16 protein-coding genes are annotated in these 18,466 nt (G+C 56.9%); 8 read left to right on the top strand and 8 right to left on the bottom strand.

Annotated features, from left to right (window positions below; translation table 11 throughout):
- Nucleotides 1–223: 223 nt before the first annotated feature.
- From folD to AC5DB9_RS15360, 3 genes are read left to right on the top strand one after another with little or no spacing between them, the layout of a single operon-like run.
- A complete protein-coding gene (gene folD, locus AC5DB9_RS15370; RefSeq protein WP_272994105.1) occupies nt 224–1,069 on the top strand; it encodes a bifunctional methylenetetrahydrofolate dehydrogenase/methenyltetrahydrofolate cyclohydrolase FolD in 846 nt (281 codons plus the stop codon).
- A gap of 10 nt (nt 1,070–1,079) precedes the next feature.
- Nucleotides 1,080–1,733 carry a lysophospholipid acyltransferase family protein gene (locus tag AC5DB9_RS15365; protein ID WP_022957428.1) on the top strand — a complete coding sequence of 218 codons (654 nt, stop codon included), beginning with the start codon at nt 1,080–1,082 and terminating at the stop codon, nt 1,731–1,733.
- The gene (locus AC5DB9_RS15360) at nt 1,734–2,099 is read left to right on the top strand and encodes a VanZ family protein (RefSeq protein ID WP_272994104.1); all 366 of its coding nucleotides are present in this window, start codon (nt 1,734–1,736) and stop codon (nt 2,097–2,099) included. It abuts the gene before it with no gap.
- A gap of 4 nt (nt 2,100–2,103) precedes the next feature.
- On the opposite strand, the gene cysS is transcribed toward AC5DB9_RS15360, so the two are convergent.
- Both cysS and AC5DB9_RS15350 read right to left on the bottom strand, forming a co-directional pair.
- Nucleotides 2,104–3,507 (bottom strand): cysteine--tRNA ligase, encoded by a 1,404-nt coding sequence (gene cysS / locus AC5DB9_RS15355; protein ID WP_272994103.1) that lies wholly within the window; start codon nt 3,505–3,507, stop codon nt 2,104–2,106.
- 90 nt (nt 3,508–3,597) lie between these two features.
- Nucleotides 3,598–5,277, bottom strand: a complete 1,680-nt coding sequence (locus tag AC5DB9_RS15350; RefSeq protein ID WP_272994102.1) for a glutamine--tRNA ligase/YqeY domain fusion protein — start codon at nt 5,275–5,277, stop codon at nt 3,598–3,600.
- 168 nt (nt 5,278–5,445) lie between these two features.
- On the opposite strand from AC5DB9_RS15350, the gene AC5DB9_RS15345 reads away from it, so the two are divergent.
- Together AC5DB9_RS15345 and AC5DB9_RS15340 are read left to right on the top strand one after the other, a co-directional pair.
- Complete coding sequence (locus AC5DB9_RS15345) at nt 5,446–5,940, top strand: peptidylprolyl isomerase (RefSeq protein ID WP_022957432.1); 495 nt, start codon at nt 5,446–5,448, stop codon at nt 5,938–5,940.
- A 3-nt stretch (nt 5,941–5,943) separates the two neighbouring features.
- Nucleotides 5,944–6,690, top strand: coding sequence for a UDP-2,3-diacylglucosamine diphosphatase (locus tag AC5DB9_RS15340; protein WP_272994101.1), 747 nt, complete (start codon nt 5,944–5,946; stop codon nt 6,688–6,690).
- 33 nt (nt 6,691–6,723) lie between these two features.
- Here AC5DB9_RS15340 and AC5DB9_RS15335 read toward each other — a convergent pair whose 3' ends face one another.
- Together AC5DB9_RS15335 and AC5DB9_RS15330 are read right to left on the bottom strand one after the other, a co-directional pair.
- Nucleotides 6,724–7,335, bottom strand: coding sequence for a MiaE family protein (locus AC5DB9_RS15335; RefSeq protein WP_272994100.1), 612 nt, complete (start codon nt 7,333–7,335; stop codon nt 6,724–6,726).
- Nucleotides 7,336–7,402: 67 nt separating this feature from the next.
- Nucleotides 7,403–7,873 (bottom strand): DUF1289 domain-containing protein, encoded by a 471-nt coding sequence (locus AC5DB9_RS15330; protein WP_272994099.1) that lies wholly within the window; start codon nt 7,871–7,873, stop codon nt 7,403–7,405.
- A 209-nt stretch (nt 7,874–8,082) separates the two neighbouring features.
- Here AC5DB9_RS15330 and acnB point away from each other — a divergent pair, with 209 nt between their 5' ends.
- Entirely contained in the window at nt 8,083–10,710 is a 2,628-nt protein-coding gene (acnB, locus tag AC5DB9_RS15325; RefSeq protein WP_022957436.1) for a bifunctional aconitate hydratase 2/2-methylisocitrate dehydratase, read from the top strand.
- Nucleotides 10,711–10,853: 143 nt separating this feature from the next.
- The gene (locus AC5DB9_RS15320; RefSeq protein WP_022957437.1) at nt 10,854–11,132 is read left to right on the top strand and encodes a YebG family protein; all 279 of its coding nucleotides are present in this window, start codon (nt 10,854–10,856) and stop codon (nt 11,130–11,132) included.
- 48 nt (nt 11,133–11,180) lie between these two features.
- Here the strand turns inward: AC5DB9_RS15320 and AC5DB9_RS15315 are convergent, their stop codons facing one another.
- Nucleotides 11,181–14,258: an efflux RND transporter permease subunit gene (locus tag AC5DB9_RS15315; RefSeq protein ID WP_273009867.1), complete on the bottom strand. Its 3,078-nt coding sequence runs from the start codon at nt 14,256–14,258 to the stop codon at nt 11,181–11,183.
- Entirely contained in the window at nt 14,248–15,342 is a 1,095-nt protein-coding gene (locus AC5DB9_RS15310; RefSeq protein ID WP_022957439.1) for an efflux RND transporter periplasmic adaptor subunit, read from the bottom strand. Before AC5DB9_RS15310 ends, AC5DB9_RS15315 begins: the two co-directional genes overlap by 11 nt.
- Nucleotides 15,343–15,485: 143 nt before the next feature.
- On the opposite strand from AC5DB9_RS15310, the gene AC5DB9_RS15305 reads away from it, so the two are divergent.
- Complete coding sequence (locus AC5DB9_RS15305) at nt 15,486–16,106, top strand: TetR/AcrR family transcriptional regulator (RefSeq protein WP_022957440.1); 621 nt, start codon at nt 15,486–15,488, stop codon at nt 16,104–16,106.
- Here AC5DB9_RS15305 and AC5DB9_RS15300 read toward each other — a convergent pair.
- Together AC5DB9_RS15300 and AC5DB9_RS15295 are read right to left on the bottom strand one after the other, a co-directional pair.
- Nucleotides 16,094–16,633 carry a mechanosensitive ion channel domain-containing protein gene (locus AC5DB9_RS15300; RefSeq protein ID WP_272994097.1) on the bottom strand — a complete coding sequence of 180 codons (540 nt, stop codon included), beginning with the start codon at nt 16,631–16,633 and terminating at the stop codon, nt 16,094–16,096. The genes AC5DB9_RS15305 and AC5DB9_RS15300 overlap by 13 nt on opposite strands.
- Nucleotides 16,626–18,466 (bottom strand): transglutaminase TgpA family protein (locus AC5DB9_RS15295; RefSeq protein ID WP_491732079.1); only part of this gene is annotated, 1,841 nt, incomplete at its 5' end. The genes AC5DB9_RS15300 and AC5DB9_RS15295, both read right to left, overlap by 8 nt.

The raw sequence follows: 18,466 nt of genomic DNA, 5'->3' as shown, positions 1-18,466 counted from the left end.
TCCCGACATCCTGCTCCCAAAGCAGGCGCGCTACCAGACTGCGCTATACCCCGATTAACGTGTAACTCATGCCCCGCTACAGGAGCTGCGCATGATACGCAGCCGCCCCAGAGGCGTCAACAAGTTTAGCAAAAAAAACACGCCCTCTTCCTTGGCCTGTCGATTCACGGCGTGCGACAATAACAGCCTAATTTCAATCATCTTTTTTCGGAGAATGACCGGGATGGCGGCACAGATTCTGGACGGCAAAGCACTGGCGGCAAGCTGGGAACAACAACTCGCTGAGCGGGTGTCAGTACTCAAGGAAAAGTCCGGCGGCAAAACCCCGATTCTCGCCACCATTCTGGTGGGCGACGACCCCGCCTCTGCGACCTATGTAAAGATGAAAGGCAACGCTTGCCGACGCGTCGGCATGGACTCCATGGCGGTTGAGATGCCATCGAGCACCACGACCGAAGAACTCCTGGCAAAAATCGACGAACTGAACAATGACCCCAACGTTCACGGCATTCTCCTGCAGCACCCCGTACCCGCCCAGATTGATGAGCGCGCCTGTTTCGACGCGATTGCCCTGAGCAAAGACGTCGACGGCGTCACCTGCCTCGGCTTTGGTCGCATGGCGATGGGTGAAGAGGCCTACGGCTGCGCCACGCCCAAGGGCATTATGCGCCTGCTGGAACACTACAACATTGAGATTGAAGGCAAGCATGCTGTTGTCGTTGGCCGCAGCGCCATCCTTGGCAAGCCGATGGCAATGATGCTGCTCGAAGCCAACGCCACCGTGACCATCTGCCATTCCCGCACACAAAACCTGCCGGAACTGATCAAACAGGCCGATATTATTGTGGGCGCAGTGGGCAAGCCGGAATTCATCAAAGCTGACTGGATTAAAGACGGTGCCGTCGTAGTTGACGCTGGCTACCACCCCGGCGGGGTTGGTGATATCGAATTGGCACCTCTCGCTGAGCGCGTAGCCGCCCTCACCCCGGTACCCGGTGGCGTTGGCCCGATGACCATCAACACCCTGATCTTCCAGAGTGTTGAATCCGGCGAAAAAGCCCTGGCCTGAGCAACGCATCGTGGCAAAGCGACAACGTAAGCCCAAGGTCATCGGTCCTGGGCAAAAGGCCGCTCGCGGCATTCTGATCGGCTTTATGCACGGCCTGTTTGCGCTGACGCGCAGCGTGCGCTTTCAGAATGCCCCGGAGATTGAAAACCCCTGCGTGATTGCCGTGTTTCACGATGAGCTGCTGCCCCTGTGCAACTATTTTGCACACAGCAATGCCAACACCATCGCCTCGCAAAACCACTTCGGTTACGCCATTGGCAAAGCGCTAGAGCGCTATGGCTACACCGTGGCATTGGGCTCGCCCAGTCGCGGCGGTCGCGATGCCTTCTTTCAGCTCCTTCGGGGGGCCAAAAGTGCCTCGGCAACGGTATTCACTGTTGATGGCTCGCGGGGACCTAGGCACGAAATGAAGCCCGGCGCGGTGGCACTGGCACGCAAAACCAAACTTCCGCTCTACCTGATGCGCGTCGAATATCGCGGCTGGCGCATTGCCTCTACCTGGGACAAGTTCAAGGTACCCTATCCCTTCGCCAAAGTACGCTTTTACTGGGAACAGTTCCCGTTAGAGGATTACGCCAGCGAAGAGGACGTGGAAAAGATCACGGAGGATGCCGGACAACGCCTGCGTGACCTGCTGGCAGACGACTATCGGGCCGACTCCTGAATGCAATTAAAACGCTGGCAGAAGATATTGGTTCTCAGCAGCTACGCGGCGGTCATTGCAGCGTTGTCGCTGACACCTGCCAAAGAAATGCCCACGGTTGATCTGTGGGACAAGCTCCAGCACTTCTTCGCCTATTTTGTCTTTATGGTGCTGGCCTATCCGGTTGCCGACAGGCTCAGCCACAAGCTAATGCTGGCCATCGCGGTCATGGCATACAGCGCGCTGATGGAATTCGGGCAATCGCTATCACCGGGGCGCAGCCCATCGGGCCATGATCTAGTGGCTAACAGCCTTGGCGTTATTGCAGCACTGCTGGCATTGGAAGTGATCGCCGCGCTATGGCGGCGATATCGTCGTAAGCGCTAAGTATTCAGCTGCGGCGCCAAGTCGTCCCTTCACGGCTGTCTTCCAGTACGACCCCCTGATCCAGCAGCGACTGACGGATTTCATCGGCCCGGGAAAAATTGCGGTCTTTCTTGGCCTGCGCGCGCTCGGCAATCAGCGCCTCAATCTGCTCTCCAGCCAGCTCTCCCTCACCACCGGCCTGCAAAAAGGCCTCTGCCTCACAGCCAAAAATGCCCAGCACCGCGCCCAATGAGCGCAGCAGCTGCGCCTGCTCAGCCAACACTTCGGTGTTGCCAGCCGCACGCGCATTGTTCATCTCGCGCACCAGGTCAAACAGCACAGCCAGCGCCTCTGGCGCCGCAAAGTCATCGCACATCGCCGCGTCGAAGCGGCGCACCGTATCATTGTCCTGAGGCAGTTCTGCATAGGGCGTTGGCGCGGTCAGCGGCAGGCCTTTCAGGGCATGGTAAAAGCGCTCCAGATTCTGGCGGGCAATCTGCAGGTTGTCCTCTGAATAATTTATCGCGCTGCGGTAGTGGCTGGAAATCAGGAAATAGCGCACCACCTCCGGGTGGTACTTGTCCAGAATTTCACGAATAGTAAAAAAGTTGCCCAGTGACTTGGACATTTTTTCGTTGTCCACGCGTACCGCGCCAGCGTGCATCCAGGTGTTGGCGTAAGGTTTTCCGGTGGCCGCTTCGGACTGGGCAATTTCGTTCTCGTGATGCGGGAATACCAGATCTGGGCCGCCGCCGTGAATATCAAAGTTATCCCCCAGGCAGCAGGTGGACATGGCCGAGCATTCAATATGCCAACCGGGCCGCCCCTCGCCCCAGGGCGAAGGCCAGCTCACCTCACCCGCCTTGGCCACCTTCCACAGCGCAAAATCACGCGGATCTTCCTTGGCTTCGTCTACGGCAATCCGCGCACCGGACAACAGTTCTTCGGGGTTCTTGCCCGACAGCTTACCGTAGCCCTCAAAGCGGCTGACACGGTAATACACGTCACCGTTACTGGCCGCATAGGCATAGCCACCGTCAATCAGTTTGTCGATCATAGCCAGAATATCGCCGATATGTGCGGTGGCGCGCGGCTCGGCATCCGGCGGCGCAATCCCCAAACGCTCGGCATCTTCGTGCATGGCATCGATAAAACGACTGGTCAGCGCGGTGTAATCTTCACCATTCTCATCGGCGCGGCGCAAAATCTTGTCGTCGATATCGGTGATATTGCGCACATAGGTCAGATCAAAACCCTTTGCCCGCAGGAATCGACTGATGACATCAAACGCCACCAGAACCCGCGCGTGCCCGAGGTGACAGTAGTCATACACCGTCATTCCGCACACATACATTTTGACCACGCCCGGCTCGATGGGGGTCAGAGGGGCTTTCTTGCGGCTCAGGGTGTTGTAAATCTGGATTGTCATGCTCTTCACTGCGGTTCGGCCACCCAAGGGCGGCGGATGATATTGTTATACGATGCGCGCACGGCGGCGGACGCTGCCGCCCGCCGCCATTCAGTTCTGCTCGGCTTTGCCCCAGCTGTCTCGCAGGGCAATGGTGCGATTAAACACCGGCTTGTCAGCGCTATGCTCATAGCGGTCGGCAACGAAGTAGCCGGTGCGCTCAAACTGGAAATGACTTTCCGGCACGCAATCTGCCAGACCCGGCTCAATCCAGCAGTTTTCTACCACATCCAGCGACTGCGGATTAACGTGAGCCATAAACTCCTCACCGCCACGATCCGGCGCTTCATGGTTGAACAGACGGTCATAGCAGCGCACGGTCGCCTGGCGCCCTTCACTGGCGGATACCCAGTGAATAACGCCCTTGGGCTTGATGCCGTCGGCGGGGTCTTCGCCCAGGGTATCGGGATCGTAGCTGCAGTGCACTTCCGTGATGTTGCCGTCGGCGTCTTTCACCACTTCTTCGGCCAGCAGCACGTAGGCATTGCGCAGGCGTACTTTCTTGCCCAGCACCAAGCGCTTGAACTTCTTATTGGCTTCTTCGCGGAAGTCGTCGCGCTCGATATACACCTCGCGGGTAAACGGCAGCACGCGCTCGCCGAGATCATCGCGATTGGGGTGCCCCGGCGCCGCCAGTTGCTCGACCTTGTCTTCGGGGTAATTGGTGATAACCAGCTTCAGCGGCTCCATCACGCACATCGCGCGGGGCGCATTTTTATCGAGATCATCGCGAATCGCATGCTCCAGCATCGCCATATCGACAATACCTTCACTGCGCGCCACACCGACCATTTCACAGAAATGCCGCAGCGACGCCGGGGTGAAGCCACGGCGACGCATGCCGGCAATGGTCGGCATACGCGGGTCATCCCAACCCGCCACCACGCCTTCATCCACCAGCGCTTTCAGCTTGCGCTTGCTGGTGACGGTGTAGTTAATATTCAGCCGCGCAAACTCATATTGCTTGGGCTCACAGGGCACCGGCAGATTGGCAATGAACCACTCGTACAGCGGGCGGTGATCCTCAAACTCCAGCGTACAGATCGAGTGGGTAATACCCTCAATCGCATCGGACTGGCCGTGGGTAAAATCGTAGGTGGGATAAATACACCATTTATCGCCAGTCTGATGATGATGCTGTTTGCGAATACGGTAGATAATCGGGTCGCGCAAATTGATATTGGGCGAGGCCATATCGATCTTGGCGCGCAACACCTTGGCGCCCTCGTCAAATTCGCCGTTCCGCATACAGCGGAAAAGATCGAGATTTTCCTCCGCACTGCGGTCGCGGAAGGGACTGTTTTTGCCCGGCTCGGTCAGCGTGCCGCGATACTCGCGCATCTGCTCGGCACCGAGTTCGCACACATAGGCCTTGCCCGCGGTGATCAAGTGCTCCGCGTACTCGTAGAGCGTGTCGAAATAATCCGAGGCATAGCGCACATCGCCCGACCATTGGTAACCCAGCCAACGGATATCCTCTTGGATGGCGTCGATATACGCCTGCTCTTCCTTGGCCGGATTGGTGTCGTCAAAGCGCAGATGGCAGCGCCCCTCAAACTGTTCGGCCAGACCGAAATTCAAACAGATGGACTTGGCATGTCCAATATGCAGAAAGCCATTGGGCTCCGGGGGAAAGCGGGTAACCAGCTCACCCGTGAGGCGCCCGGCCTCAATATCCTTGCGAATCAGGGTACGCAGGAAGTTATTACCGGCGACGTCGTGCTCACTCATTGAATCGTGGTTCTCTTTTGGTTCAGCCCATCCGCCGGGGAAGGGACGCGTCAGAATTGCCATGTTCCGGGGCCTGGAGTGCGCGCGGAACGCCACTCGGTTTCGCCGCCAGAGCAAAAGCCGTATTATAGCGGCTTTACATTCTGCTTATAAGCGAGATCGACGCAAATGGTTATCTTTAAAACAAATTTTGGCGACATCAAAATTGAACTGGACTTCGACAAGGCGCCCAAGACCGCCGAAAACTTCAAGCAATACGTCGAAGAAGGCTTCTATGATGGCACCATTTTTCACCGCGTGATCGACGGCTTCATGATTCAAGGCGGCGGCTTCGAGCCCGGCATGAAACAGAAAGCCACCCGCGAGCCGATTGAAAACGAAGCCGACAACGGCCTGAAAAACGACCTCGGCACGCTGGCCATGGCCCGCACCATGGACCCGCACTCTGCCAGCGCGCAGTTCTTCATCAACGTAAAAGACAATGACTTCCTGAACCACAGCGGCAAAACCATGCAAGGCTGGGGTTACGCGGTATTTGGTAAAGTCACCGACGGCATGGACGTGATCAACCAAATTAAAGGTGTTCGTACCACCAGCGCCGCCGGCCACCAAGATGTGCCCGCGGAAGACGTCATTATCGAAAAAGCGGAATGGCAAGACTAAGTCATGCGCTGTCTGTTTATTTCAGACTTGCATCTGGAAGAGGAACGCCCGGCCATCAGCCGGGCGTTTTTCCATTTCCTGGAGCACGACGCTGCCAACGCCGATGCGCTGTACATTCTCGGCGACTTTTTCGAGAGCTGGATTGGTGATGACGACAGCAGCCCACTGATTAGCAACGTCAAACAGGCCCTCAAAACCCTGCGCGACCGAGGCTGTGCCCTGTACTTTATGCACGGCAATCGCGACTTTCTGGTGGGACAGGATTTTTGTGACAACGTCGGCGCCACACTGCTGAGCGATCCAACGATTATTGAACTGGACGGCGAAGCGACACTATTAATGCACGGCGACAGCCTGTGTACCGGCGACGCCGAGTATATGCAGTTTCGGGAAATGGCCCGCTCCCCCGCTTGGCAGCAACAGGTTCTGAGCAAATCGCTGAACGAACGTAGAGCGCTGGCAAAGCAATTGCGCATGGCCAGCAGTGAGGCCAATAGCAACAAGGCCGAAGACATTATGGATGTCACTCCGGCAGAAGTACTGGAGCAACTGCGTCAACATAACTGCCACCGGCTTATTCATGGACACACTCACCGCCCTGCCCGCCATGCACTGACACTGGACGGCAAACCCGGCGAAAGAATCGTGCTGGGCGATTGGGATCAGCGCGGCTGGGTACTGGAAAGCACACCGGGCAAACTCGAACTGCGCCATTTCCCGATCGACGCCAAGAGCGACCAAACGGCGTAAAGCGCTAATCTAGGCAAATTCAGGCAAGGCAAATCAGGCCGCGCACGGCGGCCCACTGTGAAAGCGGAATGCCGTGTCTGCCGATTCGATCAGCTCCTGCTCTCGCTGCCGAAAAACCGCAACCCGCTCGTCAATCGGCTCTCCGGCATAGGCTGCGGCCAGGGTCAGATAGTCTTTGAAGTGCCGAGACTCAGACTTCAGCAGCGACAGATAAAAATCTCGCAGCTCACCGTCCAGATGGGGCGCAATTTTGGCAAAACGTTCGCAACTTCGCGCCTCAATCAGTGCGCCGCAAATCAGAATATCAATCAGCTTGCCCGGATCACTGCTGCGCGCTAACTCGCGCAGACCATTGGCATAGCGAGACGACGACACATGCCGGTATTCCACGCCACGCTTTTTCATAATCGCCAGTACCTGCTCGAAATGCCGCAGTTCTTCGCGGGCCAGCCGCGACATTTTATTGAGCAAATCCAGCTTATCGACGTAGCGAAACATCAGATTAAGGGCCGTTCCCGCCGCCTTCTTTTCACAGTTGGCGTGATCAATCAGCAGCTCTTCCGGGTGTTCTAGAGCGGCATCTACCCACGCTTGCGGCGTTTCGCAGGGGAGAAAATCGAGAACTTCGGAAATATCGATTGCCATAACACCGGTGCCTGAGGGAAGTACAGATTAAAAGAGAGCGCGAGTATACCAGTGTCCACGCACGGGCTCAGCCTTCCTGTTTTTGAATATAGCGCCCGATATAGCGCTCGTAGTGGGCTTGCGAGAGCAGGTAAAACTCACGATCAATGGCCTCGCGGATCTGCAGCAGGCTTTGGTCCTGCCAGGCCGCATCGACCAGAAAGCCGTATTTGCGCGGCTCTTGAATCTGCCCCGCCCCGGCCCGCAGCAATTGAAACAACCAGATATGCGGCGCTTTCTGCGCGGGATAACGCACCCGCTGCACATCCAACTGCCAGGCCAGCAATTCGGCATTCACAATGTGCAATTTGTCTTCCATTACTTGTACCAGAAAACGGTCCAGGCGCTGATCGATACTGCGCTTTTGCTCCTGACTGTAGCTGTTCCAGTTAATCACCTCGTGGCAAAAACGCTTACAGCCCCTGCAGACATCATCGCCGATACCCGTCGAACATACGCCGATACAGGGGGTTGCCACACGGCCAAGCAGATCAGACAAAAGACACTCCAGAGGGATTTACCGCAGCCGCAAAGGGTAAGTGAGACCACCGCCTCAGACAAGCCCTCCGAGCGTTCCGGCAAACCTTAACCTGAGTAGGGTTTTTAAGTATACTTGCCACCCCATTTCGCATCGATGACGGGCATCGATAGCCCCGGCCTCCGGCGATCCCGGACTACGGGTACCGAAACTGAAGAGAGGAGTTAATTGTGCTAGAAGCCTATCGCAAGCATGTTGAGGAGCGCGCAGCGCAGGGTATTGTCCCCAAGCCCCTGAACGCTGAGCAGGTCGCCGGTTTGGTTGAACTGCTGAAAAACCCACCCGCCGGTGAGGAAGCCACGCTGCTCGACCTGATTTCCAACCGCGTACCACCGGGTGTTGACGAAGCCGCCTATGTAAAAGCAGGCTTCCTGTCTGCCCTTGTTAAAGGCGAAGCAAGCAGCCCTCTTATTTCCAAGGAAGAAGCCGTTAAACTGCTGGGCAATATGCACGGTGGTTACAACATCGCAACGCTGGTCGATCTGCTCGACGACGCGGCTCTGGCTCCTCTGGCCGCCGAAGAGCTCAAGCACACCCTGCTGATGTTCGACGCGTTCCACGATGTAGAAGAAAAAGCCAAAGCGGGCAACGAGCACGCTAAAGCGGTCATGCAAAGCTGGGCCGACGGCGAGTGGTTCACCAAGCGTGACGACGTGCCGGAAAGCATTGTTAAAACTGTCTTCAAAGTTACCGGTGAAACCAATACCGATGACCTGTCTCCCGCTCCCGATGCCTGGTCGCGTCCCGACATTCCGCTGCACGCGCTGGCAATGTACAAAATGGAGCGCGACGGCCTGACGCCTGACCAACCCGGTCAAATCGGCCCCCTCAAGCAAATTGAAGAACTGCAGAAAAAAGGCCACCCCATCGCGATGGTTGGCGACGTTGTGGGCACGGGCTCTTCACGTAAATCTGCCACTAACTCTGTACTGTGGTTCTTCGGCGATGATATCCCCGGCGTACCCAATAAGCGCGGTGGCGGTGTGTGTATCGGCGGTAAAGTCGCTCCAATCTTCTACAACACCATGGAAGACGCAGGCGCGCTGGTTTTTGAAGCCGATGTAGAACAGCTGAACATGGGCGACGTGATTGAAATCCGCCCCTACGACGGCGTGATCAAAAATGTTGAAACCGGCGAAACGGTCAGCACTTTCGAGCTGAAGTCCGATGTACTGCTGGACGAAGTACGCGCTGGCGGCCGTATCAACCTGATTATCGGCCGTGGCCTGACTGCCAAGGCCCGCGAATCTCTGGGTCTGCCCACCTCTGACTTGTTCCGAGTACCGGCACAACCCGAAGACACCGGCAAAGGCTTCACCCTGGCGCAAAAAATGGTGGGTCGCGCCTGCGGTCTGCCTGAAGGCCAAGGCGTTCGCCCCGGCACCTACTGCGAGCCGAAAATGACCACCGTGGGTTCTCAGGACACCACTGGTCCGATGACTCGCGACGAACTGAAAGACCTGGCCTGCCTCGGCTTCTCTGCCGACCTGACCATGCAGTCGTTCTGCCACACAGCGGCATACCCCAAGCCCGTGGATATCGACACCCAGCACACCCTGCCCGATTTCATCATGACTCGTGGCGGTGTATCTCTGCGCCCCGGTGACGGCATCATCCACAGCTGGCTGAACCGCATGCTGCTGCCCGACACCGTAGGTACTGGTGGTGACTCGCACACCCGCTTCCCGATGGGTATTTCTTTCCCCGCGGGTTCCGGTCTGGTTGCGTTCGCAGCAGCGACCGGCGTAATGCCACTGGATATGCCCGAATCTGTTCTGGTTCGTTTCAAAGGCAAAATGCAGCCCGGTATCACCCTGCGCGATCTGGTTCATGCCATCCCCTACCAGGCGATCCAAGACGGTCATCTGACTGTTGAGAAGAAAGGTAAGAAGAACATCTTCTCTGGCCGCATTCTCGAAATCGAAGGCCTGGAAGGTCTGACCGTTGAGCAGGCCTTTGAACTCTCAGATGCTTCTGCTGAGCGCTCTGCGGCAGGCTGTACCATCAAGCAAGGTGTTGAGGAAATCTCTGAATACCTGCGCTCCAACATCACCCTGCTGCGCTGGATGGTCAGCGAAGGCTATGGCGATCCGCGTACTCTCGAGCGTCGCGCCAAGAAGATGGAAGAGTGGCTGGCCAATCCGAGCCTGTTGCAGGCCGACGCCGACGCGGAATACGCAGCGGTTATCGAAATCGACCTCGACCAGTTGAACGAGCCTGTGGTCTGCTGCCCGAACGATCCCGACGACGCCAAACTGCTGTCAGAAGTGGCTGGCGACAAGGTTGACGAAGTGTTCATCGGTAGCTGCATGACCAACATCGGTCACTTCCGTGCGGCCGGCAAACTGCTGGATGCGCATAAAGGCAACCTGTCGACCCGTCTGTGGCTGTCACCGCCGACGAAAATGGACCAGCACACGCTGATGGAAGAAGGTTACTACAACATCTTCGGTGCAGCCGGTGCACGCATGGAAATGCCAGGCTGCTCGCTGTGTATGGGTAACCAGGCGCGTGTCGCCGACGGTGCAACCGTGCTGTCGACCTCCACGCGCAACTTCCCCAACCGCCTGGGTACTGGCGCAAACGTCTACCTGACCTCTGCCGAGCTGGCCGCCGTTGGTGCCATCGTTGGTAAGTTGCCGACGCCTGCCGAGTACATGGAATACGCCAAAGATCTGAACAGCATGTCTGCGGAAGTTTACCGCTACATGAACTTCGATCAGATCGAGTCCTTCCAGAAAGGTGCCGAAGAAGGCGCTCGCATCGCCGCTGTGGAAATCACCGAGGTTTCTGCTTAAGCGATTTGCGATCTGTCGCAGAGAAGCCGCCTTCGGGCGGCTTTTTTTATGCCTGACAGGCTTGCGCAGATAAAATCTCCTTGCAATAAATACTGTATTTACATACAGTATTTTGAAATCTCAAACGCAATCAGAGGTGAAGCATGGCGGTTATAGCCAAGTGGATGTGTGACCGGGACAACACGATGTTCGACAGTAAGAAAGAAGCAGATGCCCACGATAAGATGCTGGAGCTGGCAGAGCAATTTACTGCCTTGTTGCAGCGGGAGATTTCCGGCATAGACGACGCTCAGGCCGAAGATTTCGGTATTCTTCTATCTCGTAACAAAGAGCTGCTGATGCAAGCCTGCAAGGGGAAAGTTGAAGCACTGGACGACATCAATAGCGCCGTGACCAGCGATACCGTACGCAAACTTGCCTGAATCGTAATGCCCCGCTTCCAGCGGGGCATTTCACTTCGCTCCGTACCCCTATGAACGCTGACTGCCCTGCTCTTCGCGATCAGCAAGGTGCGGGAAGTATTTCATCAGGTAGGGGCGACGCAGCACTAGAAATGCCGACGGCACAAACACCAGCGACAGAATCGTAGCCAGCACCGTCCCCCCTGCCAACACCACAGCAAACGGTGGCCAGAACGTCCCCTCGGCAATCAGCAACGGCACTAGGCCAGCCACCGTGGTAATGGTTGTCGAGCTGATGTGGCGGGTACAGGCCGCAACGGTATTCACAATCTCATTGCGATTTCCCGCCATCGCCAATGGCGAGGCTTTCAACTCTGTCAAAATGACAATCGCCGCATTCACGGCGAGCCCCATCAAGCCCATCAGACCGATAATGGCCGTGAAGCCGAAGGGATATGAACCTAACCAGAGGCTGAGCATACCCAGCCCGGCAGATTGAATCGCGACGATAAAGACCAGCGCCGACAATCGGAATGAGTCAAAGGCCATGACTACCGTGACCACCAGCAGCACCACAATAATGCCCACGCTGCTGAGCAACTTGCCCACCGCGCGATTGCGGCTCTCCGCCTCACCGCCGACCTCCAGTTCATAACCGGCAGGGACAGCAAAGTTTTCAGCATCCAATGCGCTGCGAACAGCGGCCAACACGGTGGCCGGCAATACGCCATCGCGGATATATATTTCTACCTTATTCACCCGTCGCCCATCGCGACGAGTAATCTGTGCCTGCGCCGACTCCAGCCGCACATCCGCAATCGCCGACAGCGGCCTGGCGCCGGTCGGTAATATCAGCGGGAAAGACAGGAAACGGTCAACGCTGGTTTCCTGAACGCCATCACCGGAAACCCTCACTGGCAACTGTTCACTGCCATCCAGCAAGCTGCTGCTGACAATACCGTCGACGCTGGCAGCCAGCAGTGAGGATAAGTCTCTCAAGCCTACCTGACTACGCTGAGCCTCGCTCTCTTCCACATCCAGCCACAGTTTGGGCACTCGTTCCCCAAGCGAGTTGCGCACGTGGACAACACTCTCGGTCTTCAACGCAATAGCGCGAAGCTCGTCACCCAGGCGGCGCAGCTGCTCCAGATCGGCGCCGTATAAGCGCAGTTCAACCGGGGCAACCGTCGGCGGCCCCTGCCCCAGACGACGGATAATCGGCTGATACTCGGGGAAAGCATTATCCAGCTCCCGCTGCAGTTGCCCGACCAGTCGGTTTGCTGCCGCCGGATCGCTCACACGCGTCATCGCTTGGGCATAATGGGGCGTGCCATCGCGATTATCCAAGAGATTGTAATAAAACGAGGGCGCGCTGCGACCAATAAACCAGTGCAGTTCTTCAACTTCTTCATGCGCTTCAATAACTTCGCTCATGCGCTCCGCTGCACGACGCGTTGCCGCAATGCTGGAGCCCGCAGGCAGGTACACCTCAATATCGATCATGTCGCGATCAGACGGAGGAAAGAATTGCTCCGGCAACTGCTGGGCCAGCATGAACCCTGCCAGCGGCAAGGTACAGCAAAGCAAAGCGGCCCGGCGCGGCATTGCCAGGCAGCGACTGAGAAATTTCCTGAAGCTGCGATCCAGTGATCCCGCAGAGATACCGGGACGATGCTCTGCCGCCAGCAGCCTGCCTGCCACAGGAGCAATGATAAACAATGAAATCAACCAGCTGCCGAACAGCGCAAAGATCACCGAATTGGCCAGGGGGCCTACAAACTCACCGGAAGCGCCGGGCATCAAGGCAACCGGCATAAAAGTCAGTACCGTTGTCAGGGTCGAGCCCAACAAAGGCACCCACAAATGTTTGAAAGCCTTGGTTGAAGCCGCCACCGGGGAATAGCCCTCTTCCCTGTACCGCCTAACCATATCAGCCACCACGATGGCGTTATCGACCATAATCCCCAGCGCGACAATCAGCCCGGTCACCGACATCTGGTGGATGGGCAACCCGGTAAAGAACATGCATGACAGCGCGTATAGCATCGTCAGTGGTAACGACAGTGCGACGATGAACGCCGATCGCCAGCCTAAGGTGAACAGCAAAATTACGAAGATAAAGAAGAAGCCCAGCGCGATATTGCCCAACAGCTCGTTCAAACGCGCCGTCGTATAGCGCTCCTGGGAAAACAGCTCTTCAATCACCACCTCGTCAGGCAGCGTCTCGCCGAACTCGGCAACAGCTTTGCGCAGTGATGCGGTCCATTGATCGCCCCGCATCGTCGGAAGCATACGAACGGCGATAACAATCGCCCGCTCGCCATGCACTTCGGCAATATCCTTCTGCGAGACCGGCTCACCGCGATAGACCCGGGCAATATCCTGCAACTGCAGTGAACCGCCATGTTCCTGCGTCAGCAAGGGTGTACGTCGGATCCGCTCAAGCTGGTCAAAGCCGCCACTGAATTCCATCGGCAGGCGCTGCTGTGCACCGATCAACTCACCTGCTGCGGTCTTGGCATCGCTGTTGCGCAGCAATCCCGCCACAGCGGGCACGTCCAGCCCCACAGCACCGGCCTTGATGACATCAACACGCACCTGCACTTCTTCCTGAGGCGCGCCACGCAGTTTAACAATGTCGGTGCCATGCAGATTACGCAAGCGACTGGCGAGTTCTTCAGCGTAGCGCCCCACTCTGAGCAAATCGGCTTCACCCTCGCCCTGCCAACGCAAGGCGGCCAACCAGGTGAAAGCGTAATCTCGTTCATGATCCAGTTGCGGCGGCGAAGCATCGGCAGGCAATGATTTCGCGGCCTCACCCAGTTTATCGCGCACTTCAGACCACAGACGATCCGTATCTGCGGGTTTTACCTCATCGACAAACGCAATACTGATCGCCGCAACACCAGACTTGGCCGTCGAATCAATGTGATCAATTTCAGGAATTGCGCGCAGTGCGGTTTCCAGTGGTTCGATGACCAGCGTCTCTACACGCTCAGCACTGGCACCGGGCATCTGGGACAAGACAATGCCATGCCGATTACCAAATCGAGGATCTTCCAAACGAGGCAAGCTCGCCACTGCCGCCAGTCCCGCCACAATAATCAGCGCGATACCCAAGGCGATAAAACGCGGATTATTCAGCATTAGGCGTGTCCTGCTTGGCAATTGTTACCGCTTCACCCGGCACCAGACGGTGGGTACCGTCGGTCACCACCCGGTCTCCGTCTTGCAACTCACCCTGCACATAAACGTTGCCACGGAATTGATAGAGCGGCTGCACTGAACGCTTGCGCAGATGCACCCCGTCCTCACCCTCTGCAATCTGGTAGACCGCCCACGTTCCCCGCACATCGCCCACCATCGCCGTCATAGGCAACCAGAACCCAGGCTTCTGCCGAACTTCATGCAACAGCAAATGTACGGTTTCTCCATCTACGAAGGGCGCCTCTTTGGGAAGCTGCACTCGCACGGTTCGAGTCTGCGTCCGCCAGTCCAGATTTCGCGACACCGAAATAATAGTGACGGACCAGCGCTGATCACCGCGGGCAATCTCCATCCCCTCTCCGGGCAGCAGATCGCGGCCCAGTTGGTCGGAAACACCGAATACCGCCTCGTTATTCCCCGTTTCAACCAGTTGCAAAACCGTTCTGCCAACCGCGACAACCACCCCTTCCTCTATATTGAGTGAGGCAATTTCACCGGCAAAGGGCGCGGTTAAGGTGGATTTCTGAAGGCGCAACTCAACACCACGAAGTTGCTCTGCGACTTGTGTTAGCTGTTCACGAGTTGCCCTAAGGCGGCTGTCCAGCTCGTCAAGCTGCCCCTGAGATACATAACCTTTTTCCGCCAGTGCATTGAAACGCTCCTGATCCAGTCGCAACTGCTCAATGCGTGCCTGAACCTCACGGCGGGCTGCGCGCAGCTCACCCCGCTCAATCTCCAGTGCCTTGGTATCCAACTCTGCAAGTAATTGCCCGCGCTCAACACGCTGCCCATCGACGACGTGCAATCGAACAACACGCCCGGCCACCTCAAAGCCGATATCCGCTCGCTGACTACCTAATACTCGCCCCGCAAACAGTCGCTGAACATCATAGGACTGCTGACGTTTAATCTCCCCCACCTTGACCGGCGCGCCGTCAGCGAACGCACTGAACGCGGCGCTTAATAACAGGCTACACACCAAGCTGCGCTGCCAAAGACGGGAAAAAACGAAAGTTCTAAACATGCTGATGCCTGCGCTCGGCTAAAATGGACTATTGGGTCCAGAATATAGATAAACCAAACTGGACTGTCTAGTCCAGTTTGGTTACGGTATAGACACAAAAATTTCAGGCTTACTACCGACGAGAGAGGCAAAGACCGGCAGTGATGCAAAACAAAGCGCGCGGACGCAGCAAGAGCGAGGAAAAACGCAGCCAGATTGTGGATGCGGCTGGCGACCTGTTTATGGAGCAGGGTTACGAAAGCGTCAGTATGGAAGGTATCGCCAAACTGGCCGGGGTCTCAAAACAAACCTTATACAGCCACTTTGGCAGCAAGGAACAACTTTTCAGCGCCGCGATTCAATGCAAGTGTGAAGAGTACCCATTGGCCGATACCCTGGACAATGAGTCACGCAGTTGCCGAGAATCTCTTGAGCATTACTGCGGTCACCTTATTGAGCTATTGCTCAGCCCGGAAGCGATTCAGGTTTATAAGGTTTGCGTTGCCGAAGCCGACCGTTCGGATGTCGGCCAACTGTTTTGGGAAGCTGGCCCCGCAAGAGTCAGAGAACAGCTCTGTGACTTCTTTGCCCGCAATACCGCAGCGGGCAACTTGAACATCGACGATATCGACATGGCGTGCAGCCAGTTAATCTCCATGCTGCACGGCCAGGTGCAAACCCGTATTCTGCTGTCGATGACCGACTGCAGCGAACTCGACAAGCGCGAGCTGCACCGCTACAGCCAGCGTTGTGTCGATATGTTTATGGCGTTTTACGGCAGCTGATCCTCGCCCTTCTCCTCGTCCAGCATCGCCGGGGCTGCAGTCGTATTCCTGCGAAGTTTAATGACGGGCTTCTGCAACAGTGCACTGTTCGGGTAGGTAATATCTGCGCCATCGTCGCGGCGGATCAGGACATGGAATGAGGCAATTTCCATGATTTCACCGGTAATATCTTCATCAGCATCCACCACTTTTACACGGTCGCCCACCCGATAAGGAAAAGCAAAGAAGATAATGATACCAGCGGTGAGGTGACTGAGAATCGACCACTGGGCAAATAACGCCACACCGATAACCGCCAGCACCGAGCTGAGGAAAATATAGATCTGGTGGTACTGCAGACCCAGTACAAAGCTGACTGTCAGAATAGCCACCGCGACCATACTGAAGTTCAACAGTTTGCGTAGTGTGAATACCCGGCGCTGAGAAATATCCCGTCTCTCGGCAAACTCGTCGATCAGGCGATTGAGCACCCGGTTCAGATAAACCAGGGCGACCAAGGCAACAACCACAACTATCAGTTTAGACATTCCGCTCACTTCCTCTATCATTCGCCCGATAAGGCCGCCTCAGTTGTTTGAGCCTACGCAGTGCTTGATCTGCACTCCCACCCGGTCGATAACAACAGACCTCGAAGCTGTCGCAGACTTCGCCAAACCAGGGCGCCCATTCCGGGGCCTGCTGCCACACCTTGCGGAGCAGCTTACCCGGCGTGTCTCCGGGCCCGGCACGCAAACCGGTTCGCCGGAACAGCGCTCGTTCAGCCGCGCGATAATAGCGCAACTCCTTACTCTCTGCGCGCTTGCGCGGCCACAAGGTAATACCGGCGATCACGGCCAGCGGCAGTCCACCGAATAGCAGCAGGGCCAGCAACACGCGCTGAACACTGATCTCGCCGAGCAGGCGGCGCAACACCCCCTCCTGTGTCTGATCATCATAATTCAACACCCATTTTGCCCAGGCGTAGTTCAACTCGTCCATGTAGAGACGCAAGTCCCGTGCCCATTCAAAATGGCGTAAAGATAACGGCGACTGGCCAAGATAACCCTGCTGGCCACGCAGCAGTTGTTCCGCTCCCAAACGCACGCGATCCGGCGCTACCGTCTGAGTGGGATCAACGCGCCGCCATCCCTCACCGTCCAGCCACACTTCCGCCCAGGCATGGGCATCACTCTGATGAACGAGTAGATAGCGCCCGTCCCGGTTGTACTCCCCTCCCTGATACCCCACCACCAGCCGCGCTGGCACGCCGGCCGCACGCATCAGGAACACAAAACTGCCCGCGTAGTGCTCACAAAACCCCTGCCGACTTTCAAACAAAAACGCATCCACATTGTCTTCGCCCAGTACCGGCGGCTGCAGCGTATAAACAAACTGGCCCTGTCGAAAAAACGTCAAAGCCGCTGCCACGCGGTCTGCAGCACTGGTGTATTCCATGCGCCAACGATCGGCCAGTGCTCTCGCCCGAGCATTTGCGACACCGGGTGTGCGCAGATTTGCAGCAAGACGCTGACGACTCAGTTCATCGCGGCGCTGTTCAAGCCGACTCTCCACAGAATACTGAAGACGCCCGGTTAGGGCCGGGCTCGCCAGCCACTGGTAGTCGCCACCGTAGTCAATATCCGAACGATTGATCCGTGCCACCGGCAGCGTATACAGCCATTTGTGCACACCGGGTTCCAGAATGACGGTGTAATTCAACAGATCGGCGGGGCCCAACACCGGGGCGGACGGCCGCTCCCATCGCGGCAGGGGCATTCGCGACCAGCGTCGACCGTCAAATTCCTCCAATACCAGACCGCGCCAGTAAAGCTGTTCGGATGCGGGTGGTTCGCCCTCAAAACTGACCCGAAAAGCCAGCTCGCCTGACTGGCTGAGGTCGGCAATATCGCCGAATTCCAGCTCATCCGACATCCCCGTCTGCGCTTTGCCGCCCGGCAGCGGCATCGACCAAAGCGGACCAATGCGCGGGAAGGCCATGAATAAGAACAGCATCAGGGGAATCCCCTGTAGCAACAACAGCGAAGCCAGTCGCAATGAGCGCCGCCAGGCCATCTGCTGTCGATACATTGCCTGCTGGGCAATCAGCAGCAACAGCAGCTGGAATATCGCCAACAGCACCGCGGGAATCTGCTGTTCAAACAGAAAACGACAGGCGACCACGGCATAACAGAGCAACAAAATCAGATAGTGGTCGCGGCGGCTCTTCATTTCGAGCAGTTTCAATACCACCGCCAGCACCAGCGTCGCGACCATGGGTTCCAAGCCCAACCACTGGCCGTACTGCAGGTAGATCCCGAACATGGAGAGCGCCACCAAGGCGAATTTCGCCAGCGCACCGGGAAAAGACCACGCTGCATAGA

Source organism: Spongiibacter sp. (assembly GCF_984394615.1).
The sequence above is the reverse complement of the archived record's forward strand: the minus strand, read 5'-3'. Positions and strand labels throughout refer to the sequence as shown.